The organism is Arthrobacter sp. NPDC080073, assembly GCF_040686575.1.
GTDB lineage: Bacteria > Actinomycetota > Actinomycetes > Actinomycetales > Micrococcaceae > Arthrobacter.
Window position 1 is genome coordinate 13,033 of the sequence record NZ_JBFBKR010000032.1, and the last position, 25,545, is coordinate 38,577.

General features: G+C 64.9%; 28 protein-coding genes. 10 read left to right on the forward strand and 18 right to left on the reverse strand.

Going from position 1 to position 25,545, the window contains the following annotated elements; genetic code table 11:
* The first annotated feature begins 92 nt into the window (after positions 1–92).
* From AB0O52_RS22155 to AB0O52_RS22165, 3 genes are read left to right on the forward strand one after another with little or no spacing between them, the layout of a single operon-like run.
* Entirely contained in the window at positions 93–551 is a 459-nt protein-coding gene (locus tag AB0O52_RS22155; RefSeq protein WP_364542456.1) for an SRPBCC family protein, read from the forward strand.
* Entirely contained in the window at positions 548–1,090 is a 543-nt protein-coding gene (locus tag AB0O52_RS22160) for a GNAT family N-acetyltransferase (protein ID WP_364542459.1), read from the forward strand. The genes AB0O52_RS22155 and AB0O52_RS22160 overlap by 4 nt, the downstream gene beginning before the upstream one ends.
* Complete coding sequence (locus AB0O52_RS22165) at positions 1,087–1,551, forward strand: Clp protease N-terminal domain-containing protein (RefSeq protein WP_364542462.1); 465 nt, start codon at positions 1,087–1,089, stop codon at positions 1,549–1,551. Before AB0O52_RS22160 ends, AB0O52_RS22165 begins: the two co-directional genes overlap by 4 nt.
* On the opposite strand, the gene AB0O52_RS22170 is transcribed toward AB0O52_RS22165, so the two are convergent.
* From AB0O52_RS22170 to AB0O52_RS22185, 4 genes are all read right to left on the reverse strand, one after another.
* Entirely contained in the window at positions 1,548–3,029 is a 1,482-nt protein-coding gene (locus AB0O52_RS22170) for a DUF222 domain-containing protein (protein ID WP_364542465.1), read from the reverse strand. The two genes, AB0O52_RS22165 and AB0O52_RS22170, sit on opposite strands and share 4 nt — an antisense overlap.
* Positions 3,030–3,120: 91 nt before the next feature.
* Positions 3,121–3,522 carry a VOC family protein gene (locus AB0O52_RS22175; RefSeq protein WP_364542468.1) on the reverse strand — a complete coding sequence of 134 codons (402 nt, stop codon included), beginning with the start codon at positions 3,520–3,522 and terminating at the stop codon, positions 3,121–3,123.
* Between the two features lie 9 nt (positions 3,523–3,531).
* Positions 3,532–4,899 (reverse strand): HAMP domain-containing sensor histidine kinase, encoded by a 1,368-nt coding sequence (locus AB0O52_RS22180; RefSeq protein ID WP_364542470.1) that lies wholly within the window; start codon positions 4,897–4,899, stop codon positions 3,532–3,534.
* The gene (locus AB0O52_RS22185) at positions 4,896–5,615 is read right to left on the reverse strand and encodes a response regulator transcription factor (protein WP_364542473.1); all 720 of its coding nucleotides are present in this window, start codon (positions 5,613–5,615) and stop codon (positions 4,896–4,898) included. Before AB0O52_RS22185 ends, AB0O52_RS22180 begins: the two co-directional genes overlap by 4 nt.
* A gap of 167 nt (positions 5,616–5,782) precedes the next feature.
* Here AB0O52_RS22185 and AB0O52_RS22190 point away from each other — a divergent pair, with 167 nt between their 5' ends.
* Positions 5,783–6,292: a hypothetical protein gene (locus AB0O52_RS22190; RefSeq protein ID WP_364542476.1), complete on the forward strand. Its 510-nt coding sequence runs from the start codon at positions 5,783–5,785 to the stop codon at positions 6,290–6,292.
* Between the two features lie 56 nt (positions 6,293–6,348).
* On the opposite strand, the gene AB0O52_RS22195 is transcribed toward AB0O52_RS22190, so the two are convergent.
* Positions 6,349–7,935, reverse strand: a complete 1,587-nt coding sequence (locus tag AB0O52_RS22195; RefSeq protein WP_364542479.1) for an MFS transporter — start codon at positions 7,933–7,935, stop codon at positions 6,349–6,351.
* A gap of 255 nt (positions 7,936–8,190) precedes the next feature.
* The gene (locus tag AB0O52_RS22200; RefSeq protein ID WP_364542481.1) at positions 8,191–8,994 is read right to left on the reverse strand and encodes a putative protein N(5)-glutamine methyltransferase; all 804 of its coding nucleotides are present in this window, start codon (positions 8,992–8,994) and stop codon (positions 8,191–8,193) included.
* Positions 8,995–9,348: 354 nt separating this feature from the next.
* On the opposite strand from AB0O52_RS22200, the gene AB0O52_RS22205 reads away from it, so the two are divergent.
* Together AB0O52_RS22205 and AB0O52_RS22210 are read left to right on the forward strand one after the other, a co-directional pair.
* Complete coding sequence (locus tag AB0O52_RS22205) at positions 9,349–9,576, forward strand: hypothetical protein (RefSeq protein WP_364542484.1); 228 nt, start codon at positions 9,349–9,351, stop codon at positions 9,574–9,576.
* Between the two features lie 72 nt (positions 9,577–9,648).
* Entirely contained in the window at positions 9,649–9,909 is a 261-nt protein-coding gene (locus AB0O52_RS22210) for a hypothetical protein (RefSeq protein ID WP_364542486.1), read from the forward strand.
* Positions 9,910–10,035: 126 nt separating this feature from the next.
* Here the strand turns inward: AB0O52_RS22210 and AB0O52_RS22215 are convergent, their stop codons facing one another.
* Positions 10,036–12,672, reverse strand: coding sequence for an ATP-dependent DNA ligase (locus AB0O52_RS22215; protein WP_364542489.1), 2,637 nt, complete (start codon positions 12,670–12,672; stop codon positions 10,036–10,038).
* A gap of 38 nt (positions 12,673–12,710) precedes the next feature.
* Between AB0O52_RS22215 and AB0O52_RS22220 the strand changes: the two genes are divergently transcribed.
* The gene (locus AB0O52_RS22220) at positions 12,711–13,589 is read left to right on the forward strand and encodes a Ku protein (RefSeq protein WP_364542492.1); all 879 of its coding nucleotides are present in this window, start codon (positions 12,711–12,713) and stop codon (positions 13,587–13,589) included.
* A gap of 288 nt (positions 13,590–13,877) precedes the next feature.
* Here AB0O52_RS22220 and AB0O52_RS22225 read toward each other — a convergent pair whose 3' ends face one another.
* The 4 genes from AB0O52_RS22225 to AB0O52_RS22240 all read right to left on the reverse strand — a co-directional run bounded on the left by AB0O52_RS22225 (position 13,878) and on the right by AB0O52_RS22240 (position 15,106).
* Positions 13,878–14,144, reverse strand: a complete 267-nt coding sequence (locus AB0O52_RS22225; protein ID WP_364542495.1) for a Rho termination factor N-terminal domain-containing protein — start codon at positions 14,142–14,144, stop codon at positions 13,878–13,880.
* A 27-nt stretch (positions 14,145–14,171) separates the two neighbouring features.
* Positions 14,172–14,600, reverse strand: coding sequence for a hypothetical protein (locus tag AB0O52_RS22230; RefSeq protein ID WP_364542498.1), 429 nt, complete (start codon positions 14,598–14,600; stop codon positions 14,172–14,174).
* 66 nt (positions 14,601–14,666) lie between these two features.
* Positions 14,667–14,843 carry a CsbD family protein gene (locus AB0O52_RS22235; RefSeq protein WP_364542500.1) on the reverse strand — a complete coding sequence of 59 codons (177 nt, stop codon included), beginning with the start codon at positions 14,841–14,843 and terminating at the stop codon, positions 14,667–14,669.
* A 92-nt stretch (positions 14,844–14,935) separates the two neighbouring features.
* On the reverse strand, positions 14,936–15,106 hold the full coding sequence (locus tag AB0O52_RS22240) for a hypothetical protein (protein ID WP_364542503.1): 171 nt from the start codon (positions 15,104–15,106) through the stop codon (positions 14,936–14,938).
* A gap of 327 nt (positions 15,107–15,433) precedes the next feature.
* Between AB0O52_RS22240 and AB0O52_RS22245 the strand changes: the two genes are divergently transcribed.
* Entirely contained in the window at positions 15,434–15,913 is a 480-nt protein-coding gene (locus AB0O52_RS22245) for a DNA starvation/stationary phase protection protein (RefSeq protein ID WP_364542506.1), read from the forward strand.
* A gap of 33 nt (positions 15,914–15,946) precedes the next feature.
* Positions 15,947–16,897, forward strand: coding sequence for a DNA topoisomerase IB (locus AB0O52_RS22250; RefSeq protein ID WP_364542509.1), 951 nt, complete (start codon positions 15,947–15,949; stop codon positions 16,895–16,897).
* A gap of 95 nt (positions 16,898–16,992) precedes the next feature.
* Here the strand turns inward: AB0O52_RS22250 and AB0O52_RS22255 are convergent, their stop codons facing one another.
* From AB0O52_RS22255 to AB0O52_RS22280, 6 genes are all read right to left on the reverse strand, one after another.
* On the reverse strand, positions 16,993–17,271 hold the full coding sequence (locus AB0O52_RS22255; RefSeq protein ID WP_059388405.1) for an HPr family phosphocarrier protein: 279 nt from the start codon (positions 17,269–17,271) through the stop codon (positions 16,993–16,995).
* Between the two features lie 33 nt (positions 17,272–17,304).
* Positions 17,305–19,014 (reverse strand): phosphoenolpyruvate--protein phosphotransferase, encoded by a 1,710-nt coding sequence (gene ptsP, locus AB0O52_RS22260; RefSeq protein ID WP_364542512.1) that lies wholly within the window; start codon positions 19,012–19,014, stop codon positions 17,305–17,307.
* A 34-nt stretch (positions 19,015–19,048) separates the two neighbouring features.
* A complete protein-coding gene (locus AB0O52_RS22265; protein ID WP_364542515.1) occupies positions 19,049–21,094 on the reverse strand; it encodes a fructose-specific PTS transporter subunit EIIC in 2,046 nt (681 codons plus the stop codon).
* Between the two features lie 2 nt (positions 21,095–21,096).
* Positions 21,097–22,104 (reverse strand): hexose kinase, encoded by a 1,008-nt coding sequence (locus tag AB0O52_RS22270; RefSeq protein ID WP_364542518.1) that lies wholly within the window; start codon positions 22,102–22,104, stop codon positions 21,097–21,099.
* Positions 22,101–22,913, reverse strand: a complete 813-nt coding sequence (locus AB0O52_RS22275) for a DeoR/GlpR family DNA-binding transcription regulator (protein ID WP_364542521.1) — start codon at positions 22,911–22,913, stop codon at positions 22,101–22,103. Before AB0O52_RS22275 ends, AB0O52_RS22270 begins: the two co-directional genes overlap by 4 nt.
* Positions 22,914–23,135: 222 nt before the next feature.
* Positions 23,136–23,327 carry a hypothetical protein gene (locus AB0O52_RS22280; RefSeq protein WP_364542524.1) on the reverse strand — a complete coding sequence of 64 codons (192 nt, stop codon included), beginning with the start codon at positions 23,325–23,327 and terminating at the stop codon, positions 23,136–23,138.
* 719 nt (positions 23,328–24,046) lie between these two features.
* Here AB0O52_RS22280 and AB0O52_RS22285 point away from each other — a divergent pair.
* A complete protein-coding gene (locus AB0O52_RS22285; protein WP_364542526.1) occupies positions 24,047–24,781 on the forward strand; it encodes a GAF and ANTAR domain-containing protein in 735 nt (244 codons plus the stop codon).
* 9 nt (positions 24,782–24,790) lie between these two features.
* Here AB0O52_RS22285 and AB0O52_RS22290 read toward each other — a convergent pair whose 3' ends face one another.
* Entirely contained in the window at positions 24,791–25,222 is a 432-nt protein-coding gene (locus AB0O52_RS22290; RefSeq protein WP_364542528.1) for an SRPBCC domain-containing protein, read from the reverse strand.
* Positions 25,223–25,545: the final 323 nt, after the last annotated feature.

Sequence of the window (25,545 nt, forward strand, 5' to 3'; positions counted from 1 at the left end):
TCGCATTTGTTGTCGTTTTGGGGCCTCATAACGACAACTACTGCGGGTCAGTTGGGCCGACGGGTGTTTCGAAATAGTGGCAGGATCGAACCATGACTGTGTCGTTCACATGCCATACGCATATCGGAATGGAACCCGGGGAACTCTTCGACCTTGCCCGCAACGTCGACGCCCACGTTGGCTCGATGGCCAGGTCCCGGGAACGTGCGGTGGCCGGCGTGGTGTCCGGGCTGCTGTCGGAAGGAGACGAGGTCACCTGGCAGGCCTGGCATTTCGCTGTACCCCTGCGAATGAGCAGCCGCATCACCCGGTTTCGCTTCCCTGATTCGTTTACGGACGAGCAAGTGCGGGGTCCCTTCCGGTTCTTCCGGCACGTGCACGAGTTCCTTCCCGACGACGACGGCGGCACGCTCATGATCGATCGCGTCGAGTTCGCGGCGCCCTTCGGCGTCGTGGGCCGGCTTGCGGAGAAAGCTTTCCTGGGGCGATATCTGCGTAGCCTCATCGAACGGCGCAACGAATACCTTGCCCGCAACGGTGCCGCCGCATGATCAGGACGGCCCGAGCGGACGAACTGGAACGGCTTCGCGGGATCGAATTCGCCGCCGGGGAGATCTTCCGTTCCTGCGGAATGGACGCCATCGCAGACGACGAGCCGTTGACCGTCACGGAGCTAGCTCTCTACCAGGCGCGCGGCGGTGTTTTGGTGTTTTCCGACGCGTCAGACGCGCCCGTGGCCTATCTCCTGCTTGAACGCCTCGACGGAAATGCCCACGTGGAGCACTTGAGCGTCCACCCATCGCAAGCGCGGCAAGGCCTCGGGAGCAAACTGCTGGACGTCGCCGAAAAGTGGGCACACGCCGAGGGTTTGGAGTGGCTGACCCTGACCACTTTCCGCGATGTTCCGTGGAATGCGCCCTACTATCGCAGGTTAGGTTTCGAGGAACTGGATCCGGAGATGTTGGAGGACGGACTCCGCGGCATCCTGGAATGCGAGGGCTTGGTGGGCCTGAGCCGTTGGCCGAGGATCGCCATGCGGCGGCGCGTCAGGTCAATCCTCACTCAGGGAAATTCTGTCAGTCTGCATTGACACGCCCATACTGTCAGTTCAAACTGACGGCTGTCCATGCCGGCGCCGAGGAAGCCAAACGCCGCGGAGACCGGAGAATCGGCACGGACCATTTGCTGCTGGGATTGCTCCACGACCCCGAGAGCTGCCGTACTTTGGAGACGGACCTGGAGTCGGCCCGCGCCCAGCTCGATGCCCTCGACCAGCAGGCGCTGGAAGCCGTGGGCATCACGCTGGGGGACTTCGGCCCGCTGGATGCGCCCAAGGGAAGCAGCCGAACCACCTTCACCTCGGCCGCCCGCTCAGTCATTCAAGACTCCTTGGTACTGACCACCCGGGAGAAGGCCCGCAGGATCAGCGCGCGGCACCTGCTGCTCGCCCTGCTGGAGCGGCAGGAACCAGATCCGGCCGCCGTCCTGCTCCATACCCTGGGCCTGGATACGGCGACACTAAAGGCCCGGCTCCAGAATCCGGGTGCCTAAGCTGACTGTCGCTGCGGGCGCCAGTAGTACAGGTCCCCGAAATAGTGGTCCTTCGTAGTCGGCGGGTCCGCGCAGGGTGAATTGCTGGTTACCCGGCTGGGGGCGGACCGGTGGAAGCCGGGCAGGGGCGGGGCTGTTGATTGGTAGGTATGTCCGGTGGGGGTGCGGATGTCAAAGACGTGCCGTGGCCCAATACCGGTTTGTGTTGTCCAGCCTTTGAGTTCTTTGGTGTGGTTGCAGGCCTCGCACAGGCCCGCCCCGTTGGCCAGGCTGGTGGTGCCGCCGTGGTGCCAGGGGATGATGTGGTCGAAATGCCTGATCGGCGCGTCGCAGTAGGGTGTCCGGCAGGTGTCGTCGCGGGCCTGGATGAAGCGCCGCATCCCTGCCGGGAAGAGCCGCGCCCTCGAATCGGCGGCGACAAGGTCCCCGGTCCCGGGGGCGGTGAAGAGACGACGGAGCCAGAGCTTCAAATCTCCGCCCTGCCCGGGCTGGCCGGGCGCGCCGTGCTCGTTCCCGACCTGCCCGGGTTCGGCGTGGCCCTTATTCCCGGCGAGCATTGCCCGTGCCCAGCCGGCGGGCACGATGCCGAAGCCGGGCAGCCGTGCCGGTTCGGCATCTCCCTGGAACAGGGTCCCGTCGGTCATGACGAGCTGGACCTCCACCCCGCTGATCCCGCCGGGGGTGCCGGTGGTGCGTTCGACCAGCGCGTCGGCCATGATCTGGCCCCGGGACCGTGTCTCCTCCCCGGCGTTGCGGAGGGTGTCGGCGTGCCGGGACAGGGCCGCGTGCACGGCCACGCCCTGGGCGACCGGGAGCAGTGCGGTCAAATACGTCATGGTGTCCGGGGCCGGGCGCAGGCTCACGTGCCGTTCGGCCGCCGCGTGGCTGGCACGCTGGGTGGCCGAGCGCGGGTCCCGGCGGTAGGCCGCGGCGATGATCGCCTTGTCTCCCATGCCGTCGAAGGTTCCGGTGTCGGGGGCGATTTCCTCGTCCACGGCGCAGCGGTCTTCGGCGGACAGGCAGGCGGTTTCCTTCACCAGCAGCGTGGCGCGCCATTCGCTCAGCCGTCCGGTGTCGAGGGCGGCGAGGGTGTGCGGCATTTCGGTCACGAGGGCCTTGGCGAGTCCGTGGAGCCGGGCTCCGCGGGCGGGGGATTCCCGCCGGGCAAGGGCCACCTGCGCGGAGACCCCGCGTCCCTGTTCCTCGGCCGGGACACCGGCGGCCGCGTCGGCGCGGCGCTGGGCGGCATCGAACGCGACGGCGATCCTCGCCTGAGCGGCCGCGGCCGCGGATTTCAGATCCTCCAGCCCACGCAACTGGTTGATCAGTTCGGCCGGTTGAGTACCGTCGGAGCCTGGCCGAAGCGATCTCACGGCATTGATCAGGTCCTGCACACGGACGGCAGGGACAGCCTTCGGAACCGCCCTGCCGGACGGCGCGGTTGATCCGATCAGCTGTGTTCCCCGGTTCCCGGCCATAACCAAAGCATTTCAGAGGGGTCTGACATTAACAGGTCGAAGAACGCCTGCCGGCCGAAAATCCCGAAAACAGGTAGCTCATGCCCGTCCCCTACCCCGCAACCAGCTCAACCTCGTAGCCGTCGGTGTTGACCAAGTAGGCGGCGTAGTGCCCGGCACCGCCGGCGTGAGGATATTTGCTCTCGAACATCTCATACCAGCCCGAGTCCGCGCCGAGCTCCCGGAGCCGGTCCACGTTCTCCCTGGTGCCAGCATGGAAGGCGAGATGGTTGAGCCCGGGCTCCGTCCTGCGGTGCGTGCTTCCCGTGAGCGCCGTGGACTGTTCGATCACGATGTATGTGGCTCCGAGTTTCCAACTGCAGCCATCGGGCCACTCCTGGAATTGTTCGTAGCCCATCTCCGCTAGTAGCCAGCCCCACTCCTCCTGGGCGCGGCCGATGTGAGGTACCCAAATCTCTACGTGGTGCAGCGAACCCACTGGAACATCAGCCATGCGCAGAGTCTACGGTTGCCGCGAGCCGGCGGGAATGCCCGGCACCTCCACCACGAATGCCGCGCCGCCCTCAGGCGCAGACCGCACGCTGATGCGGCCGCCCATCCGCTGCACGATCCTTGCGGCGATGGACAAACCCAGCCCGCTACCAACAGGCCGTTGTCCCCTGTATCTGGCAAAGAGCGCGCCGCGTTCAAACGCGACGGCGGCATCCGCCTCGGTCAGGCCAGGCCCGCCGTCGCGCACTTCCACGCTCAGCCCGCTGCCGGATGTGTATGCGGCGAGTACCACGGGAGAGCCTTCGGGTGTCACGCGCAGCGCGTTTTCCAACAAGCCGTCCACCACTTGGCGCAACCGCTGGCCATCGCCACGGACCGGCAGTGCCCCTGCAGGCAGTTCGAGCCGTCCTGCGATCCCGTTCTGCACGCAGACCGCGTGCCAGGCCTGCCAACTCTCACGCAGGATCAAGGATGCGTCCACGGGCTGCAGTTCCACCCGGAAATCATCGGACTCAAGCCGTGCCAATTCCAGGAGATCGCGGACGAAACGGTCCAGGCGGTTGGTTTCGGCCACGAGGGTCTGACCGACCCCGCTCACGTCGTCGCCGCTGACCACGCCATCGGCAAGGGCCTCGGCGTAGCCCCGCAGCGCGGTCAGGGGTGTCCGGATTTCATGCGAAATGGAGAGCAGGAACTCGCGTTGGCGCCCTTCGCTGGTCCCGAGTGCGGCATCGAGGGCTGCGAGCGCCTGCGAAACCTCCACCACTTCGGCCGGCCCGCCTGGCGCCACAGCCACGGACCGTTCTCCTGCGGCGAGCCGATGGGCCGAATGTGCTGTGCGCACCAACGGCCGGCTCAACCACTGGGCCAACAAGCCGCCGGCCACGATGGCGAACACGAGGCAAACCGCGAGGGCGATCAGCATGCGGCTCAGCAAGGGAGCCGCGGCCGCGCGGATTTCGGACACGGGTTGCGCCAGCACCACACCGCCGCCGGCCGCCAAGGGCCGGGCCTCGAGGACCACCGTGTTCTGCGGACCGTTCACCGACGTCGAGACCGATTTTCCGGCCAAGACGTCCGCCACGGTCCTGGCATCCACCAGCCTGGCGCCGCCGCCTGTTACGCGGCCGTCGGTGCCGATTTGCGCAAGCCTCGCGCCGTGCGTGAGCAGATCTGCGCGCAGGTCCTGCAGGCTTCCAACGCTCGACTGCTTGCTTAGGGAATCGGCCTCAACCGCGAGATACTTCTTGGCTTCGTCCACCGCGGTGGCGTTGACCAGCTGCGCCGCCAGCAGGCCGGCGAGTACGACGGCGACAGTCGCGACGGCGGCGATCACCGCCGTCGTGCGACCGGCCAGTGTGCCGAACCAGCGCCTCACGTGGCTCCCCCGGCGCCGGGGCCGGGCCCGGACACGTGGGGGGCTGCGGCCGAATAGCCGACGCCGCGGCTCGTCGCGATGGGGGAGTGCCCGCCGAGCTTGGCGCGGAGCTGCGCGATGTGCACATCCACTGTCCGCCCGGCCGCATAGCTGGCCTGCCCCCACACGGCGGACAGGAGCTGCTCACGGGAAAAGACCCGGCCAGGCTGGGCCATGAGGTAGGCGAGGAGGTCGAATTCGGTGGCGGTCAGCGTGAGTTCCTCGGCGCCGGCGCGTGCGGTCCGGTTCAGCGGATCCAGTTCGACGCTGCCCAGCACAAGCGGTTTGGACCGCGGGGTCCCTTCAGTCCGGCGCAGGACCGCCTTGACCCGGGCGACCAGTTCGGAGGGCGAAAACGGCTTGGTGAGATAGTCGTCGGCGCCCAATTCCAGGCCAAGGACGCGGTCCACTTCCTCATCACGGGCCGTGACGAAGAGCACCGGAGTCCAGTCCTCTGCCTGCCGCAGTTGCCTGCAAAGCTCGATCCCGTCCATGCCCGGCAGCCCGACGTCGAGGATCACCGCGACCGGTTTGAGCCGCTTGATCTGCGCCAGCGCGGAAATCCCGTCCCGCTCAACATGTACGCCGAAACCTGCGCGGCCCAGATATAGGCGCTGGATATCGGCAATTGCCTGTTCGTCCTCGGCAATCAGCACTAAACCTCGGCTGTCCTCCATGCGTCCATTCAACAGCAATCGCGGAGCCCGGCAGAGTCCTTGTTAGCCGGCGGGGACGGTTTTACATTCCTCGAACATTGGCCGAACAGTCAGTTCATGCGGCCGGAGCAGAGTGTGGTGAAGAGCGCCGGCGGATCGACCACCGGCCGGAACAAAGGACACGGACCATGGACAACAACCAATTCCCCCCAGCTCAGCGGCGCAAGCGCAAGGCCCGCACCGCCGTCGTCGGGGTCCTGGCAGCAGGCCTCCTGCTGGGTGGCGGCGTTATCGCCGCCAACGCAGCTACCTCGAGCAACACCGGCGCGACGGCGGCAGCCACCTCCCAGCCCACCGCGACGGCTGCGACGGCTGCCGTTGCGGCCAAGACGGCCCTGGGGCGGCACCCGCTGGCGGTTGGCCTGCGGTTCTTCGTGAACGGTGACAGCAGCAAGCCGAACTACGGCCAGCGCGCCGCGAAGATCGCCACCTTCATCCTGGACAAGCGCCCGAAGCTGGCCGCAAAGCTTCCAGCCGCGCTTCAGGCGGACCTGAAAGCCCTGAAGGATGCGGCGGACGGTGATCGGGTGGCGCAGGCCACGCACATCAGGGACACCGCCCTGAACGGCGGCTACGGTCCGGAGATCCAGGCACAGGCAAAGCGGCTGCAGGAGCAGAAGGCGAACCGCAAGGCCTGAATGACCAGTCTTGTGCTGCCGACCCGGGCCGCCGGCAGTCCGCACCGGCAGTGTGCCTACGCCGGGACGGGGTCCCGGTCCGGCTCCGTTGCTGCGGGGGTGCCGTCGTCGAACGGCATTTCGTCCAGGTCGATCAACGGGTTGGTGTCCTGGGTTGCCACCAGTTCGCGGGCCTCGGCCTGGGTGTCCACGCTCGGCATGGAGCCCGGGAGCGGACGTCGGGCGGATTCGCGCAGGAAGTAGATGGCGATTGCGCCAACCACTGACGTGCCCATGAGGTAGTAGGCGGGCATCATGTCGTTGCCGGTGCCCTGGATCAAGGCAGCGACGATGAACGGCGTGGTGCCGCCGAAGATCGCCACGGAGAAGTTGTAGGCGATGCCCATTCCCCCGTAACGGCTTGAGGTCGGGAAGAGTGCCGGCAGCGCAGAGGCGAGGTTGGCTATGTAGAAGGTGACCGGGAAGGCGATCAGTGCCAAACCGGCAAGCGTGGACCAGATGTCGCCGATGCCGATGAGCAGGAATGCCGGAATGGCGAACACAATGGTGCTGATGGCGCCGATCCACAGGACGGGCCGGCGGCCGATCCGGTCGGAGAGCTTGCCCGTCAGCGGGATGCAGACTGCCATGATGACCAGCACGGGGATGGTCAGCAGGGTGCCGTGAACGGGGTCGTAGCCCTTGGACTCGGTCAGGTACGTGGGCATGTAGGAAGTCAGCATGTAGCCCACGGTGTTGGCGGCTGCGGCAAGGATCATGGCGAGGATAATCTGGCGCCAGTACGCCTTGACGATGCCGATGGGGCCCTTGGCTACCGCGGCATCGCCCGCTGCGGCGTCCGCCGCGACGGCTTCCTGGGCGTCCAAGGTAGCTTGGAACTGGGGTGATTCCTCGATCTTGCTACGGAAGTACACAGCGATGACGCCCAGCGGACCCGCGATGAGGAACGGCAGCCGCCAACCCCAGTCCTCCATGGCCGATTGGCCGATGGTGAGCTGCAGGATGGACACGAGCGCTGCGCCGAGGGCGAATCCGATGTAGGAGCCCATATCCAGGAAGCTCGCAAAGAAGCCGCGGCGCTTGTCCGGAGCGTATTCGCTCACGAACGTGGTGGCGCCGGCGTATTCGCCGCCGGTCGAGAAACCCTGGACGAGTTTCAGGATGACGAGCAGTGCGGCTGCCCAGATGCCGATTTGTGCGTATCCAGGCAGGAGTCCGACGGCGAAGGTGCTCGCCGCCATCAGCAACAGTGTTGTGGCGAGCACCTTTTGACGGCCCACCTTGTCACCCAGCCAGCCGAAGACGACCCCGCCGAGCGGGCGTGCCACGAAGGTCGCGGCGAAAGTTCCCAGGAGGAACAGGGTCTGCACGGACTTGTCGGCCTCGGGCAGGAAGACGGGTCCCATCGTGGTGATGAGGTAGCCGAACACGCCGACGTCGTACCATTCCATGGTGTTGCCGACGATCGTGCCGCCTAGTGCTTTTTTCAGCATGGGCTGGTCAACGACGTTGACGTCGGATACCTTGAGTCGACGGCGTGTTGGAAGTTTCAATTTTGAGGCACCGCGTGACGCGGTCTTGCTCGTTTCAGCGGCGTTCCTAGCGCCTGCTGAAGAGTCGGTGATGCTTCGGTCTGTGGGCATTTGGGCTTCTCCTAGGGAGATCATTTGCTTGCGACATACAGCTGCTCCGCTCTGGGCAGGGTTTCGATTTTACGCGAAATTCGCCGAAGCTGAGAGCCGGAGTCCGACTTTCGGGGCTATTCCGGCCCGTTTTTGGCACAAATGTCTGACATCCAAGTGCCGCCTATAGCCCCGGAATCACGCGGACTTTGGCGTGCCCAGGGACTCCGTTACCAAATTGTTTGGTTCAGGACCCTGAAACGCACAGTTTGCTGATCATTTTCGGTGGGTTTCCTGTAGTTTTCCGAGCACCACCGTGGCGTCGAATTCTTCAGAGTGCACCACCCGCGCGGACAGGCCAGCTTGCCCGAACAGGGCCGCCGTCGTCCGGGCCTGCCGGAGGCTCGTTTCGATCAGTAGCCGGCCTCCGGGAGCCAGCCATGACGGAGCCTCCTCCGCGATCCTGCGCTGTACGTCCAAACCGTCGGTGCCGCCGTCGAGCGCCACCCGCGGTTCATGCAGCCTGGCCTCCGGCGGCATCATCCCGATCGAGTCCGTAGGGACGTATGGGGCGTTGGCCACCAGGACGTCAACCCGGCCGCGAAGAGTGTCCGGCAGGGCCGCAAAGAGATCTCCTTCATGCACTTGTCCGCCAGCCGGCCCGATGTTGCGGCGCGCGCAGCGGACCGCAGCGGGGTCGACGTCGGCCGCGTGAAGCTCAATCCCGTCCACCGCTGCAAGCAAGGCGGCACCCACGGCACCTGAACCACAGCAAAGATCGACGACGACGGCGCCCCGCCGGGCAAGGCGGGCGGCCTGCTGGACGAGGTATTCCGTGCGGCGCCGGGGGACGAAGACACCCGGATCCACTGCGACGTGCTGGCCGCAGAACTCAGCCCAGCCCAGGAGGTATTCAAGGGGCAAACCTGAGGCGCGCTGTTCGACCAGGCGGTCAAGGTCACCGGGAGCGTGCGCCGCGGCAATAAGGAGCGTGGCCTCGTCTTCGGCGAAGACGCAACCGGCCGAACGGAGGCGTGCTGTGATGGCGGAATGGGAAGGCTGGAACGTGGGTGCTGACATGGAGAGCCTTTCGGGGTACCGAGGGGTGCTCTCCGGGCCATGCTAGCCGAGGTCGGACGCGGAGGCCACGAGGGAAACGGCGTCGACAAAAGCCGGGGTTCACAAATACGGCCGGGAGTGTCTAGGGTGGGTGCATGGGAACACTGATTTTTGAATAGACCAGCGGGTCTTGGTTCGTCGCAGGCAATGGCCACGCCACTGAAGACGTTAAGCCGCTGAGTTTAATCCGACAAAAATCCATGCCTGTTGAGGCTTCGCCTCCGCGCCGTTCCCGTTATTAGGCCCAGGGTCTCGCAGCGGACGTCGCGTCCCGATACCTCCTCCGGCAAACAAGAGCTTTAAGGAGTCCACTGCATGACACCGAACACACCCGAAACCGACGCTGGGCAGGAACCAGTAGCGCAGGAAACCGAAGCCCCGGCTGCCGGTGTCAGATCGAAACTGACTGACGCGCAGAAGGAAATGCTCGCGAGCAAGTCCCGTGGCGGGGCAGCGAGCAGCTGGCAGAGCACCGGAAAAGGACACAAGCCCACTCAGGCGAGTGGCAAGCTGGCCAAGTCCGAGAAGAAGGTCCGCTGGTAGATCCTGCAGACAAGCGGACGGCTCCCACCTACTATGGAAAATCCCTTCGTTTCAATGCAGAAAGGAAGAACAATGGCTGCGAAGCACGTTGAGCAAAAAATCAATCCCGAGGTGGCCAGCCACCTGGTCGAGTCGATGGATAAGGCGCCCATGCCGGCCCCGGCAACCGTGGCGATGGCACTGGGCTCGACCCAAGGACCGGCCTGGCCGGACGGTAGCGGCAAGACCAGGCACCCCAAGGATCGCGGCGCCAGCCACGGCCGCGTAGGCCAGCAGGCGGCGGTGACCGCGATCCACCGCACTAGCCGTCCCCAGATGCCGCACTCCTCCTAAGAATATTCGCCCTCCTCAGCCCAACTGACTCGCACTTAATGTCGTTATGAGCCCTCATAACGACATCTGCTGCCAGTCAGTTGGGCTGAGCTACGTGCGTGGGCGTGCGCGAGGCCTGCTTGGGCATCAGGGCGCGCGCTCGACGTCGGCAGGGGACTTGTCCGGGCGCCATCCGCGCCAGACGGGATGGCGCATCTTTTCGGTGCCGGTCCAGTCGCCGAACGTCACCTCTCCCACGAGCTCGGGGGACACCCAGTGCGCCGTGGCGGCGTCCTCGGCCGGGATGTCGAGGAAGGGGGAATCCGGGCGATCGAGCCCCTGCATGCGCTTCAGGATGTCGCGCAGCTGCCAGTCCTTGAAGCCGGTGCCGACGCGGCCGGCGTATCGGAGCTTGTCGCCGTCGGGAATCCCCACCAGCAACGCACCAATGGTCCCGAGCCTCGCCCCGGCGCCAGGCCGCCAGCCACCCACCACCACTTCCTGCGTGCGTTCCAACTTCAGCTTGATCCAGGACCTGCTGCGCCGCCCCGGCTGATACCGGCTATCCGCGCGCTTCGCCATGACGCCCTCCAAGCCAAGCTCGCCGGCGCTGGCCAAGATGTCGTCCAGGTCGTGTTCCAGGATCTCGGATATGTGGATAGGGGAGCCCTCGGCGGGCAGCTTGGCATGGAACGCCGCCAGCCTGTTCCGGCGTTCGCTAAGCGGCAGGGAAGTGAGGTCGGCGCTGCCGCTTGATCCGGCGTCGTACAGGAGATCGAACACCATGAGTTGCACCGGGACCGCGGCCCGGGCGCGTTCGACGTCCCCGGGTTTGAAGAGGTTCATCCGCTTCTGGAGCAGTTCGAAGCTGGGCCGGCCGTTCTTGCTGAGTGCGACGATTTCGCCGTCTGCCACGAAATCGTGGTCAGGCCAGTAGCGCGGATCCGCCAGTTCCGGATACGTGGGTGTCATGTCGATCCCCGAGCGGCTGGTCAACCTGATCTTGCCGCCCGAACCCGAAACGATGGCCCGGAAACCGTCCCACTTGAGCTCAAACAACCAGTCGCCGGAGGAGACATCGGCCGTGGTTCCGGATGTTGCGAGCATGGGCGCGTAACTGGGCGCCCCGTTCGATTGTGGCGCGGCGTCAGGCAACAGCACCGCCCGATGGCCCGGTTTGTCCTTCATCAGGTGGATCAGCCACTGCGACGGCGACTCTCCCGTGTGGATGAGGGCGAAGCGGCGGGTACCGTGCAATCCACCGCCGGGTTTGCCGGTGAGGGTGGCGATCACTTCCTTGCCGTCGCGCCACTTTTCGCACTCGAACTCGCCGCTATCCCAGATGCTGACCGTTCCGGCACCGTATTCGCCCTTTGGAATGATCCCCGCGAACTGCGCATACTCCATCGGGTGGTCCTCCGTGCGCACCGCGAGATGGTTCTTGGCCGGAGTGTCCGGCACGCCCCGCGGCAACGCCCAGGACGCCAGGACGCCGTTGTGCTCCAACCGGAAGTCCAAGTGGTACCGGCGGGCATGGTGCTCCTGGATGACGAAGATTCCGCCGGGCGGATTGGGTTCCGCGTCGGCCTGGAGCGGGCGCAAACCGGATTGGTGTTCGACAGCAGGAAACGGTTCGGGCGTGCGCTGCGGGTCGCGCTTGTCCACGTAGCTGGCGAGCCGCGGGTTCACGGCGGCGGTGCCTGCGGCGGCGGTGCCTGCGGCGGCGGTGCGCGCGACGGCGGTGCGCGCGACGGCGGTGCGCGCGACGGCGGTGCGCGCGACGGCGGTGCTGGCGCGGTCCGCGCCGGGCGGCCCGCCGTCGTCGTTCTTGGTTCTGGAGCGGCCGGAGCTCCTGGAGCCGCTGCCCCCGTGCCCTGGAGCATGTCCGGACCGCCCGGCCGCCACCGCGGCGAAGGGGTCCTTTCCCTCTTTGACGCGCTTCATGACGGCCGTGAAGTCCAGATGCTCAAGCTTGGGGGAGGAGAGTTCACGCCACGTCCTCGGTGCGGCGACCATGGGGTGGGCCCGCCCGCGGAGGGAGTACGGGACGATGGTGGTCTTGTTCCCGCTGTTCTGGCTCCAATCCACCAGCACCTTGCCGTCGCGCCGGGTCTTCTTCATGTCGCTGACCACGAGGTCCCGATGGTCAGCCTCGAGCGAGCGCGCCAATTCGTGCGCGAACGCGGAGACCTGCTCCCACTTGCGGGTGCCATCCAGGCCGGCGTAGAGGTGGATGCCCTTGCTCCCGCTCGTCACGGGGACCGGATCAAGGCCGATGTCCTCCAGGATGCTGCGCGCCAACTTGGCGACTTCAACGCATTCGGGAAGACCCGTCCCGGGACCCGGATCGAGGTCCAGGACAAGGCGGTCGGGCGGCAACATGGTTCCGTCGGCGTCCACTTGCCATTGCGGCACATGGATTTCCAAGGCTGCAATCTGGGCCAGCCAGGTGAGCGTGGCGAGGTTGTTTACGAGCGGGTAAACGTTGCTGTGCTCCCTGTGTTGGATGGTGACCCGGGGAACCCATGACGGCGTCGAGTCGTCCAGGTTCTTCTGGAAGAACATCTGCCCGGGATCCTGGGTGGTCCCTACTCCGTGCACCCAGCGTTTCCGGGTGGCGGGCCGGTTGGCGGCGGCCGGGATCAGGAACGGGGCCACGGCGGCATAGTATTCGAGCACTTCGGCCTTGGTGGTGCCAGTCTCCGGGTAGATGATTTTGCCCAGGTTGGTGAGCGTCAGTTCATGGCCTTCAACGTTGACGCGCTCCTTTTGGCTGGTTGCCACCTCTTCACCTCCGCCTTGTTGTGATGTTCACTTAGTGCATGAGGGCCATTTGGAAGGGTTCTATCGCGTTCGGGCTGGTCAACGTACCCGTCAAGCTCTACAGCGCCACCGAGGACCACGATGTCAGTCTCCACCAGGTCCACAACAAGGACGGAGGCCGCATCCGTTACCAGCGGAAGTGCGAAATCTGCGGCTCTGTTGTGGATTATGAGGATATCGATAAGGCCTATGAAGAGGAAGGCCGTACCGTGGTGCTGTCCGCGGCCGATTTGAAGTCGCTGCCTGCGGAGAGCAGCCGCGAAATCGAAGTGGTGGAGTTCGTTCCGGCCGAGCAGTTGGATCCCATCATGTACGAACGGCCCTACTACCTGGAGCCGGATTCCAAGTCCCCCAAGGCTTACATGCTGCTTTTGCGGACCCTGCAGGATACCGAGCGCGTGGCCATTGTGCAGTACGCCCTCCGGCAGAAGACCCGGCTCGGGGCCTTGCGGGTACGTGGCGACGTCCTGATGCTGCAGTCCCTGCTCTGGGACGACGAGGTCCGCGAGGCCAACTTCCCGTCGCTGGAGACCGACGTCAAGATCTCGGACAAGGAGCTCGAGATGTCCTCGGCCTTGGTGGACTCCATGGCGCGCGATTTCGAGCCCGAGCAATACACCGACAACTACCAGGTTCAATTGCGCCAACTCATCGCGGCCAAACTCGAAAAGGGCGACTCCATCGACACCGAGGAAACGTTCGGTGTCGCAGCCAGCGAAGGGGAAGGCGGCGAGGTCATCGACCTCATGGAAGCCCTCAAACGGAGTCTCGACAAGAAACGCGGCAAAGCATCCGCTGGGTCGGCCGCTGAAGGGTCCGACGACGGCGCCACCGCCAAAGCGGCCAGCAAGCCCAGGGCGAGGGTCAAGAAAGCCTGACGCGCCGCCGTCGTGCGCTTCGCGAAAACTGGACATGTCCCTCGTGGCCGGGGCGGGAGTACGGCACATGTCCCTCGTGTGAAGCGAGGGATGGGCATAATGCGGATATGTCCGTTCCCGGGTTCGCGGGGAGGGCATGTCCCTTGTGGCCGGGGCGGGAGCGAGGCACATGTCCCTCCGGGCCGGGGCGGGAGCGAGGCACATGTCCCTCGTGTGAAGCGAGGGATGGGCATAATGCGGATATGTCCGTTCCTGGGCCCGAGCGGAGGGCATGTCCCCTTGGATGCCCTAGTGGTTTCGCAGCGCCGAGATCAGTTCGGATTTCTTCTTGCCTGAGTACCCCGTGAGCCCCAGTTCCTTGGCCCGGGACTTCAGCCGGGGCACAGTCCAGTCCTCATAGTCGCCCGAGGTGCCGCCGCGATGGCCGATTTCCTTGCGGCCTTCCTTGGCAGCGGCATTCGAGATTCTGGCGGCCTTTTCCTTCGAGGCTCCATCCTCCCTGAGGGTTTCGTAGAGTTCCGGGTCCTTGAGGCTGGGATTCTTCTTGTTTGGCATGTGTTCCTCCTGCGGTCAAGATGCCGGCTAAGACGGAAGCTCCATCCGGAACCCGCAACGGCACTGCAACACCTTTGTCGCCAGGTACACGTCGAGAAGGTCGACGGCGGGGTCCTCAGTGGACATTGGCGCATACACGCTGTGGAATCCTGTTCCCGAAATCTTCATAGGTTCGCCGCAATGGATGTATTCGCCACCGAATTGCAGCACGCCTGATACCGAGCCTCGCTGGTTCAGGATGGCCGCGACGTCCTGGAAGGTCGCAGCGTGGGCATAGAACGTGTCGCATTCAACGCACGTGTAAGCGACATCCACGAGCTCTGCCACCGGTGGTTTGAGCGGCTCGATGGAATCCAGGATCACATGCTCGGCAGTGCGGCAAGTGGCGCACCAGATTCGTTCCGCTCTTGGGCGAGGTGCGCCGTCGGGAACGATCGGGTCAGAGATAGTCGGCATCGACTTAACTCCTTGAAGCGGGAAGTGCGGCTCCCGCGCGAGGCGGAAGCCGCACTTCGAGCGGATTTAGTCCTTCTTGAAAGCGTCCTTGACCTTTTCGCCGGCCGTTTTCAGGTCGCTCTTGGTTTGATCCATCTTGCCTTCGGCTTCGAGCCTCTCGTTACCCGTCACCTTTCCAGCCGCTTCCTTGGATTTGCCTGCGAGCTTTTCTCCGGCGTTCTGGATCTTGTCATCTGCACCCATGGACGTACTCCTTGCTGGTAATGGATTTACTTCAATCCGCCGGGCAGCCTGCGCCCGGCCGATGGGCCACGCGTCCTAAATGCTGTTGTCGGTCAAACTCCGTGTGACCGACGGCCGGACATGAAGGTGAGAAGCCAGCCGATGGCCGCGACGATCAGGAGGACCACGCCGACCCAGAGGAGCCAGCTCACGGCCTGCGAGAAACCGCCGACGAGCAGAAGAACGATTGCCACAACGCCTGCAATGATCAGAAGAGTGTTCACAATGACACATTCCTTACTTCAGCGGGACCGCCAGCAAGCGCCGTGGCCCCTTGCGATGTATTCGATTGTCAGTTCGCATGCGAACTGTGGTTCCCCGCCGGGCCCCCGGACCCCATGCGAGGTCTTGCTGCAGCGGATGCGTCCGTCTACGGAATTTCCATCCCTCACGAACCGCCACCGACTTCCTCCATCGTACTACTAAGTACGCTTATCAAATCAAGTACTAAGTACACTTATAAAAGTTTTTGGATATCGTCGTAGGGTAAACGGAAGGTCGTGCGCCGGTTTACAGCGCACGCATCGGATGGTCGTTTAGGAGGAGAAAACGTGAAAGCATCGCAAACCCTGGCAGATAATCTCCAACTGGTCCTGACGGATCTGATTGAACTCCAGCTCCAGGGAAAACAGGCCCATTGGAACATCGTTGGCCCCAATTTCCGGGATCTGCATCTGCAGCTTGACGAAGTCGTCGCAGCCGCCCGGGAGTTCGCCGACGAAACAGCCGAAAGGATGCGGGCGCTCCACGCCCTCCCCGATGGCCGGAGCAGCACCATCGCGGGCTCAACCAGGCTGGAGCAATTCCCCGCGGGACTGACCAAAACCACGAACGCCGTGAAGCTGATCACCGACCGCCTGGAGCGGACTGTCCAGACCATGCGCGACGTCCACGACGAAGTAGATGAAGAAGACCCCACGACGGCGGACCTCCTCCACGCGTTCATCGCCCGTTTGGAACAGCTCGCCTGGATGATCAGTGCCGAGATCATGACAGCCAGTGCCTCAGTGGCAGACCCGCAGGAAGCCTAGGAACCCGGGAAGACAGGCAAGCGGCGCCAAGGCATGGCACGGCTCCGCCGCAGCAAACCCGGCGCTCCGGGCATTTCCCGGCGAAGGTCCGGCCGCGGATTCAGTTACCACCGTCCGGACGGATCGCTAATCACCGGTGGGGAGCGCAAACGCATTGAAGCGCTGGCGATTCCTCCTGCGTGGACCGACGTCTGGATATGCCCGTTCGCGAACGGGCATATCCAGGCAATGGGAGTGGACGACGCCGGTCGGAGCCAATACATCTACCACCCGGACTGGCGGGCTCGCCAAGACGCAGAAAAGTTCGCCCGGGCTGCGCGCCTCGGAGCCCTCCTGCCGCAGGCGCGCCGTCTGGTCTCGCGCCATCTGCGGGAGTCGGCGTCGGAGAAGACCAAAACCTTGGCCGCGGCCGTGCGGCTCATGGATCTCGGCGCCTTGCGGGTTGGCTCCGACGGCTACACGCGCCGCAACGGCTCGTACGGGCTGACCACGCTGAGGTGCAAACACGTAAAGGTCAACGGGGATACGGTTTCCCTGCACTTCCCGGGGAAAAGCGGGCAAACGTGGGATTCCACCATCGAGGACCCTGTGCTGGCCCGGTTCCTCGGACCGTTGGCAGGCAGGCCCGGCAAGGAAGTACTGCTGGCCTTCCAGGACGGTGAGGGCGTGGTCTCACTGAATGCCACGATGGTCAACGATTACCTTCGCCACATCACGGGCGGCGACTACACGGCCAAGGACTTCCGCACCTGGAAAGGGACCGCGGCGGCCGGCATGGCGCTCGCAGGCAGATCTAATGTGCCGGCCCGCCAGCGAGTGCTCGAGGCGATCAAGGAAACTGCCAAACTGCTCGGCAACACGCCTACGGTGGCGAGGGCAGCCTACGTCGATCCGCGCGTCGTGGAGGGTTTCCTTGTGGGTGATTTCGAACAGCTGAAGGCTACCGAGTCGGATATTGCGGCCTACCTGGGGTCATTGCCCTGATTTAACAAGGAGCATGCTCCCCGTTGACTGCGAGGGATGGACATATTAGGAATATGTCCATCCCTGAGTGTCAAGGGAGAGCATGCTCAGTGGGGTTATTCGGCGTCGTGGTCCGTTTCGAGGATCTTCACGAGGCGGTCCAGGGCTTCGTCGGCCCCGGCACCCTCGGCGCGCAGTACGACGACGTCGCCGAATGAAGCTCCGAGGCTCATGAGGGACAGGATGCTGGCGGCGTCCATGGCGTCGTCGGCGGGTTCGCCTTCGCGGGCGATGGTGACTTCGATGTCCAGCTCGCCGGCGGCCTCGGCGAAGATGGCTGCCGGGCGGGCGTGCAGGCCGACGCGGCTGGCGATGGTGGCGGTACGTTCGGACATTGTTGCTCCTTCGATTGTGGGCTTGGGGAAAGTCTAGAGACCCAGCTCGTCCAGGATAGGCAGCTGGGCGCGAACGGTTTGGCGCGCGGCGGATGCACTCGGGGCGGCCAGTGCCGCCGTCGCGAGCTTTTGGGCTTGTGCCACGGTAACAGTTGCCAGGACAGCCGAAACGGCGGCCAGGGCGCGTGCACTCATGGAAAGCGTCGCGACGCCCAATCCAACAAGTACGACGGCGAGGGCGGGGTCCGCGGCTGCCTCACCGCATACTCCCACGGGCCGGGCGCTGCCGCCCGCGCTGGCGGCAGCAGCGCCGTCGGCGGTCAGCTTCACGAGCTGCAGCACGGCGGGCTGCCAGGGATCATTGAGCGTGGCAAGCGGGCCGAGCTGCCGGTCCGCGGCCATCGCGTACTGGGTGAGGTCGTTGGTTCCGAGCGACGCGAAGCTGACTTCGCGCAGCACGGAGGCGGCGGTCAGGGCGGCAGACGGGACCTCAACCATGACGCCGGGGGTCTTCAATCCGGCGGCCGAGCAGAGGGCTGCGAAATGCGCGGCTTCCTCGGCCGTGGAGATCATGGGGGCCATGACCCACACTTCCGCCTGGTTGGCCGCCTCTGCCGCGGCGATCGCCGTCAGCTGGCGTTCGAGGACGCCGGGCGAGGTGAGGTCGGTGCGGTACCCGCGGACGCCCAGTGCGGGGTTGGGTTCGTCCGCGTTGGTGAGGAAAGGCAGGGGCTTGTCCGCGCCGGCGTCGAGGGTTCGGACCACTACCTTCTTGCCCGGGAACGCGGCGAAGACGGCGCCGTAGGCGGTGACCTGCTCCTCGACGGTTGGTTCGTCGTCGCGATCCAGGAAACAGAATTCGGTGCGCAGCAGACCGACGCCCTCGGCACCGGCGTCGGCGGCTTTGACCGCGTCGGCGCCCGTACCGACGTTGGCGAGCAGCGGAACCCGGAACCCGTCGGCCATGGCGTTGTTCCCGCTGAAGGCGGCAATCGCAGACGACTGGTTGGCCCAGGCCTTGGCTGCAAGCCGGAGTTCCTCGCCGGGGTCAACTGTGATGGTCCCGGCAGCACCGTCGAGGTAGACCTCGGTGCCGTCCCTGATCTCCTCGACCCCCGGGGCAGCGACGATCGCCGGCAGGCCGAGGGCGCGGGCCAGGATCGCGGTATGGGACTGCGGGCCGCCGCTTGAGGTGATCAACGCGATCACCTTGGCGGGGTCCAGGGTGGCGGTGTCTGCCGGGGCGAGGTCCTCGGCGGCCAGGATGAACGGAACGTCCGACGCCGGGATCCCCGGCGCGGGCAGCCCGCGCAGTTCAGAGACGATGCGGGCACGGACGTCCAGGACGTCGGCCACGCGCTCTGCCATGTAGCCGCCGAGGGCCTTCAACGAGTCGGCAACCGTGGCGGCTGCCTCCCAGATGGCCCGTTCGGCGGTACGTGCGCCGCCTGGGGCCTCGGGGGAGAGGAGCCTGATGGCCGATTTCACCAGCATGGGATCGGCGGCCATCAGGGCAGTTGCTTCCAGCACCTCTTTGCCTTCGCCGGACGCTGTAGCGGCTCGGGCACGGAGTTCCGCCTGCACGGCCTTGGCGGCATCCTTGATGCGCTGGCCCTGCGATTCGACGGTAACGTCCGCAGGAATGTTGACGTTCACGTGGGGCTCTTGGACCGGCTTCGGCATCTGCCGCACCGGCCCCAGAACACGCCCGGGGGCAACGCCTACACCTGAAAAGGTCTGCATGGATTGGTCCTCTATTTGCTTGCTGACGGTGGGGTCAGGCTGCGACGGCGACCGGAGTCTGCTCTGCCTCAACCGGCTTCCGGACTGCCCAGCGCTTGAGCGCGAGCAGGAGGAAAGCCGTGATGACGGCGCCGACTGCGATCGAGCCGAAGAACAACAGGAAATTGTTCATAGCGAAGAAGACGAAGATTCCGCCGTGCGGAGCCTGGGAGGTGACCCCGAACGCCATGCTCAAGGCACCCGTCACTGCGCCGCCCACCATGCTGGCCGGGATCACGCGGAGTGGGTCGGCAGCTGCGAACGGGATAGCGCCTTCGGAGATGAAGGAGGCGCCCAGCAGCCAGGCGGCCTTGCCGTTTTCACGCTCGGCCAGGCTGAAGCCCTTCTTGTTGAGCACGGTTGCCAGTGCCATGGCCAGCGGCGGCACCATGCCGGCCGCCATAACGGCAGCCATGATCTGCCAAGGAGCCTGGTTGGCCACGCTTCCGGCCCCAAGGCCGGCCACGGCAAAGGAGTAGGCAACCTTGTTGACGGGACCGCCGAGGTCGAAGCACATCATGAGGCCCAGGATGATGCCGAGAACGATGGCAGAAACGCCCGTCATGCCAGAGAGCCAAGTGTTGAGGCCCTTGGTGATGGCAGCGATGGGGCCGCCGAGAACCAGGAACATCAGCCCGGATGCAACGATCGAGGCCGCAAGCGGGATGATGACCACGGGCATGAGGCCGCGCAGCCAGCGGGGAACCCTGAAGGTGCCGATCCAATGTGCAGTGACACCAGCGAGCAGGCCGCCGACGAGGCCGCCCAGGAAGCCGGCGCCCATGTAGCCTGCAACAGCGCCGGAGACGAAACCAGGAGCGATGCCGGGCCGGTCCGCGATGCCGTAAGCGATGTAGCCCGCCAAGGCAGGGACGAGGAAGCCAAGCGACAAAGCGCCGATCTTGAACAGCACGGCGCCTAGGTAAGCGCCCAGTGGGCCCCAAGCGTGCGCGGGGAACTCGGTGGGCAGGCTGCCAAGGGTGTTGGCGCCAAGAATCTTGTCGGCCGCACCGGCGATCTCATAGCCGCCCAACAGGAAGCCCAAGGCGATCAGCAGGCCACCACCGGCGACGAACGGGATCATGTAGCTGACACCGGTCAGCAGGACCTTCTTGACCTTGGTGCCGAAGTGCTCGCTGGCGGCTTCGGATGCGTGTTCGGCGTTCTCTTCGGCACCGAAGTGCGGAACGCGGTGTGCGTGGGGGTCGGAGGAGGCGGCGATGGCTTCCTGAACCATCTTGGCTGGCTCGTCAATGCCGCGCTTTACGGGCGCGTTGATGACCGGCTTGCCGGCGAAGCGCTCCTTGCCGCGGACATCGACGTCTACTGCGAAGATCACGGCGTCCGCGGCGGCAATGACGGACGGGTCCAACGCGGTGAATCCGCCCGAGCCCTGGGTTTCAACCTGAAGGTCGACGCCCATTTCCTTGGCCGCAGCCACGAGGGAATCGGCTGCCATGTAGGTGTGGGCGATGCCGGTGGGGCAAGCCGTGACGGCGACGATGCGCTTGGGTCCAGTCGCAGAAGCGGCACGGGCCGGGGCAGCCTCGGCGGCGGGTGCTGCCGACTCTGCCGCATGCGCAGCCGGCTTGTCCGCCAACGCGCCTTCAACCAGGTCGACGATGTCCTGCCCGGTGGCAGCCGCGCGGAGGGCCGCCGTGAAGTCCTTCTTGATGAGGGAGCGGGCCAGCTTGGAGAGCAGCTTCAGGTGCTCCTGGTCCGCTCCTTCCGGTGCGGCGATGAAGAAGATGATGTCCGCGGGGCCGTCCTTGGCACCGAAGTCCACTTTCTGGGAGAGCCGGGCCATCGCCAAGGCGGGTTCGGTCACGGCGACTGAGCGGCAGTGCGGGATGGCGATGCCGCCGGGTACGCCCGTGGCAGTCTTCTGCTCGCGGGCGAAGGCGTCCGCGAAGAGCCCCTCAACCTCGGAGGCGCGCCCGGCTGCAGCAACTTTGCCTGCCAGGAAGCGGATGACATCGGCGGGAGAATCGCCGAGGTTCTGGTCAAGGGAGACCAGTTGGGGGGTGATGAGCTGGGTCACTGTTAGTCCTTCTGAAGGGCCGTGATGGATACGGCGTCGGGAGTTGTTTGGTGGACCGCCGGGACAGTGGAGCCCGGCAGCGAAGCAGCGGCGGCACCATGTGCCACAGCCTGACGGAGGCAGTCCTGCGAGGTTCCGCCGTTGGTGGCGGCCAGCAGGTAGCCAGCAAGGGATGAATCGCCGGCACCAACTGTGCTGACGGCTTGGATCGGCGGATGCGTGGCGAACCACGCGCCGTCGGCGGTTACCAGGACGGCGCCCTTGGAACCGAGTGTTGCGAGTACTGCACCCACACCGCTACCGACGACGGCGGCGGCAGCCCTGGCGGCAAGGCCCGGGTCCGCTTCCAGTTCGTCAGCCGTGTGGACGTCGGTGAGGCCCGCTGCGGCGGCCAGTTCGGCCAGTTCTTCCGCGTTGGGCTTCAAGAGATCGGGCTTGCCGCTGATGTTGCCGAGTGAATCGCCACTGATGGCGGCAACCAGCGGCGCCCCGGAGGAATCGATCGCGATAAGCGGCGGTCCGCCATTTGCGGGATCGTTGTGCGTGGAACGGAGCCGGCGGGCGACCGTGGCGTAAAAATCCGCCGGAACTCCTGGTGGGAGCGATCCGGCGAGTACCACCCAGCTCGCGCCACGGGAGCGGTCCAGCAGCAGCCCGATCAGGGCTTCCTGCTCGTCCAGGCTCAACTCCGGGCCGGGTTCGTTGATCTTGGTGGTGACGCCGTCCGGTTCGGTGAGCGTCACGTTGCTGCGCAGCGGCGAACTGATGGGAAGCGCCGCGTAGGGGACACCGTCGTCGAGCAGTCCAGCGAGGACGGGATCGGAATCCCCGCCAGGCAGGACGGCAACGGTGTCCAGGCCCGAGGCGACCAGCGCCCGGGAGACATTGACGCCCTTGCCACCGGAGTGCTGGTGGACGGCGACGGCACGTTGAACCTCGCCGCGGGCCAAGGGGGCTGGAAGCTCCACGGTGCGGTCCAGGCTCGGGTTGGCGGTCAGGGTGACGATCATGCGATCACCACGTCGACGCCGGCCTCGGCCAAAGCGGCGGAGAGCTCCTCGGAGGGTTCGTGGTCAGTAATCACGGTGTCCACATCTTTCAGGGCAGCGAACTGGACCAGGGTTTCCGCGTCCAGCTTGGAGGAATCCGCGAGGACGACGACGCGCCGTGCGGACGTGACGAAGGCGGCCTTGACGGCGGCTTCTTCGGGGTCAGGGGTGCTGAGCCCGAACGTGGCGTGGATGCCGTTGGCGCCGACGAAGGCGATGTCCGGGCGCAGCCGGGAAGCGGCCTCGACCGTGGACTGCCCGACGGCGGCCTGGGTGAGCCCGCGGACGCGGCCGCCCAGGATCTGGAGGGCGATGTGCGGGTTTCCGGAGAGTCGTCCGGCGATGGGGATGGCATGGGTGATGACCACGAGTTCTTCACGCGGGGTGTTCCCGTTGGAGGACGCCGTGTGCTGTGCCGTGCGCTGGTCCAGCAAGCGGGCGAGGGCCTCGGTGGTGGAGCCGGCATCGATCAGGATGCTCCCGGCCGCGTTCTCGGGGATGAGCGCAAGGGCGGCCTCGGCGATGCGGAGCTTTTCCGGCTGGCGCTGGATGGCCCGTTCAACCACGCTTTCCTCGCGGGTGCTGAGGCGGTCCGACGGGACTGCCCCGCCGTGCACGCGGCGAAGATTGCCGGCGGATTCCAGTGCAGCCAGGTCACGGCGGACCGTCTCCGTAGTGATGCTGAATCGATCCGCAAGGTCCGTGACGCTGACCCGCCCACGCTCGGCCACGAGCTCGGAGATCAGCTGTTGGCGCTCCTCGGCAAACACATACCCTCCATTGCGTACAAGCGATCTGGTACATCAGTGACAGCGATCACATAATGTGGAATTGCTTGACTCTATCTTTGTTCATGTTGGTCTGTCAACAGAAAACAACATAAACAAAGATTTTGGGTTGGTTTTGTTTGGTGAGAGGTGGTTTTGGGGCCTGCTTTTGGGTGCTCTGGGGTGCCCTGAGGGCCAGAATCTATCGCCGGACCGGAAAGTGCCCTACGGCCACTCGATTTCGCGCGGACCGGGGTAGTCGATGGGGAGGTTGTCCGGGTCAGGAGGGTCGGGCAAACGCGACCGGGTAGAGGAATCGGCGTCCTGCCAACGCTTGTTCCTCTGTTGGCCCGGCTCATCGGGCTTTTGCCGCGAGTCCTCCTCGGGGCGGCGAGGGTGTGTACTTTCAAGCTTCATGGTGCTTCCTTCGGGTAATGCCGCACGTCGTGGCTAAGCAGGTATTTCCAACTCGAACCCGCAACCGCATCTCAAGATCTTGGTGTGGAGAAGGGTTTCGTGGGGAGAGCTGCGCGATCGGGGCCGGCCCGTCTGCGGTGATTCGAAGCGTCGGAGCGCGGTTTTCACTTCACGGAGGGGTGCGCCGCAGTGGAAATAGTGTTTTCCGAATTCCAGGAGGCCATCCTGAATCCCCCGACGATTCAGGATGGCCCCGGCCTGCTGGACGGTGGCTGCGTGGCTGTAGGACAACCCGCAGGAAGTGCACGTGTAGAAGACGGCAATCTGTTGGGAAGACCTTGGAGTCCCGGCCTGGATGGATTCGATGGCCAGGTGCTTGTCTGTTCCGCAAGCGGCACACCAAAGCGGAGCAGCGCCGGGCTGATGTGGTTCGTGAGGAATCGCGGATTCGGAGAGGGTGGACATCGCCTAGCCCCGCGCCGCTAACAGGAATTTGCTCATCGGGCAGCACCTTCACGCTGAGTGACATGGCGCCCGGCTGCTTGAGCGAAAACAGGCCGAAGACATCGGCCCTGTCCGGACTTCTGCACGGACTGTAGAAGAATTGTGCACTGCTCGTCCACGGTGCGCAAGACCGGCGGGGCATTTGTCCAAGCGGCGGACCTTGTTTTGGCGGGCTCTTTTCCTCCATTGCCGCCCTGGTGCCCGTAGACTGAGCCATGGACGAAATAGGCCTGAACGCATCGGTCGTGGGCCGTCTCCAGGATCTGGTCCTCGACAGCGAAGACGTTAGCGGCTTTCTCGAAGACCTTGCGGTATTCACGGCGTCGGTATTCGCTGCGCGCGGTCAAGACGTCCTGTGTGGCGTTACGTTGAGCAGGCGCCGCCGATCGATGACGGTGGCTGGAAGCAGCCGTGAAGCCCGCCTCATTGACGAAGTGCAGCAAGCATACGGAGACGGACCGTGCCTGGAAGCGATGAGAACCGGGAAGTCTGTACTCGTTTCTGACACATCCGCGGACTCGCGGTGGCCCGAATACTGCGCCACGATCGCTGAACGCGGGCACTTGGCCGTGCTCTGCGTCCCCCTGGGCCTGGAAGAAGGCGCGACGGCGGCTATCAACCTTTTCGCGCCGCAGCGCGATGCCTTCGACGAAGCCTCAGTACACAGCTGCGAGCAGTTCGCAAACCAGGCAGAAAAGGCCTTGAGGCTGGCTGTCCGGATCGGTGCCACGCAACAACGTGCGGAAGACCTCGAGCAGGCCATGCGTTCCCGGACCGCCATCGATCTGGCGACTGGCGTCATCATGGGCCAGAACAGGTGCAGCCAGGAAGAGGCTTTCAGGATTCTGAGCAAGGCCTCAAACGGCAGGAACCAGAAACTGAGGGATGTTGCGGAATCCCTTCTCCGGTCCTTGACGAACGAGACGCCGGTCCTGCATTTCGAGCCTTAAGCGACTCTGCTAACTGCGCTCGGCGATGTTTTTGACACTCTCCACGAGGCTGTCCCACATGCCCTTCGAATGCGCGGCTTCATCCGGACTGGCGTTGTTATCCTGGGCCAAGGTCAGCTTGGTCATCCCGCTTGCAGGCTCGAGCGTCCACGTCAGGGTGTGGTAGTTCTCCGGGGTGTCGTCTTGTCCGGACAGCGGACTGAAATGGGTGTTCACCAGCCGCTTCCCGGGCTCGAATTCCAGGATGGTGCCCTTGTCTTCGTACTCCTTGCCCTTCCAGATACCGCGCCAGACGATGGGTCCGCCGACCGTCCAGTCGGTGACAACCTCTGTCCCGAACATGAACTCCTTGATGGCTTGGGGATCCGTAAGCACTGACCACACGCGATCAGCGCTTGCCTGGATCATGATGGATGAACTCGCGATGAAGTTGCCCGCCATATCAGTCTCCTATTTTCGTGGTCGGCGTCCGGGCGCCGGCGGAACAGAGTTTACGCCCGACGTGGACAGGCCAGCGGAGGCCTGCCGAAATGCGCTTCCGATCAGGTCAAGAGATTCTGGCTGATTTCATTTAGGCTCGCAGCGCATCCAAGAATTGTGGCTCTGAACTGGGGCGATAGTCAGAGTTCGATGGTCCTTAGGCAGTTCGCCTTCCGGGTGCATGCAGCTTCGTGCAGTTTGCCCATGTCCGGGTAATGCGGGGTCCGTAGCGTGATGTCTCACACATTGAGTTCCGATTCAGAACCTTGAGGAGAGATACATGC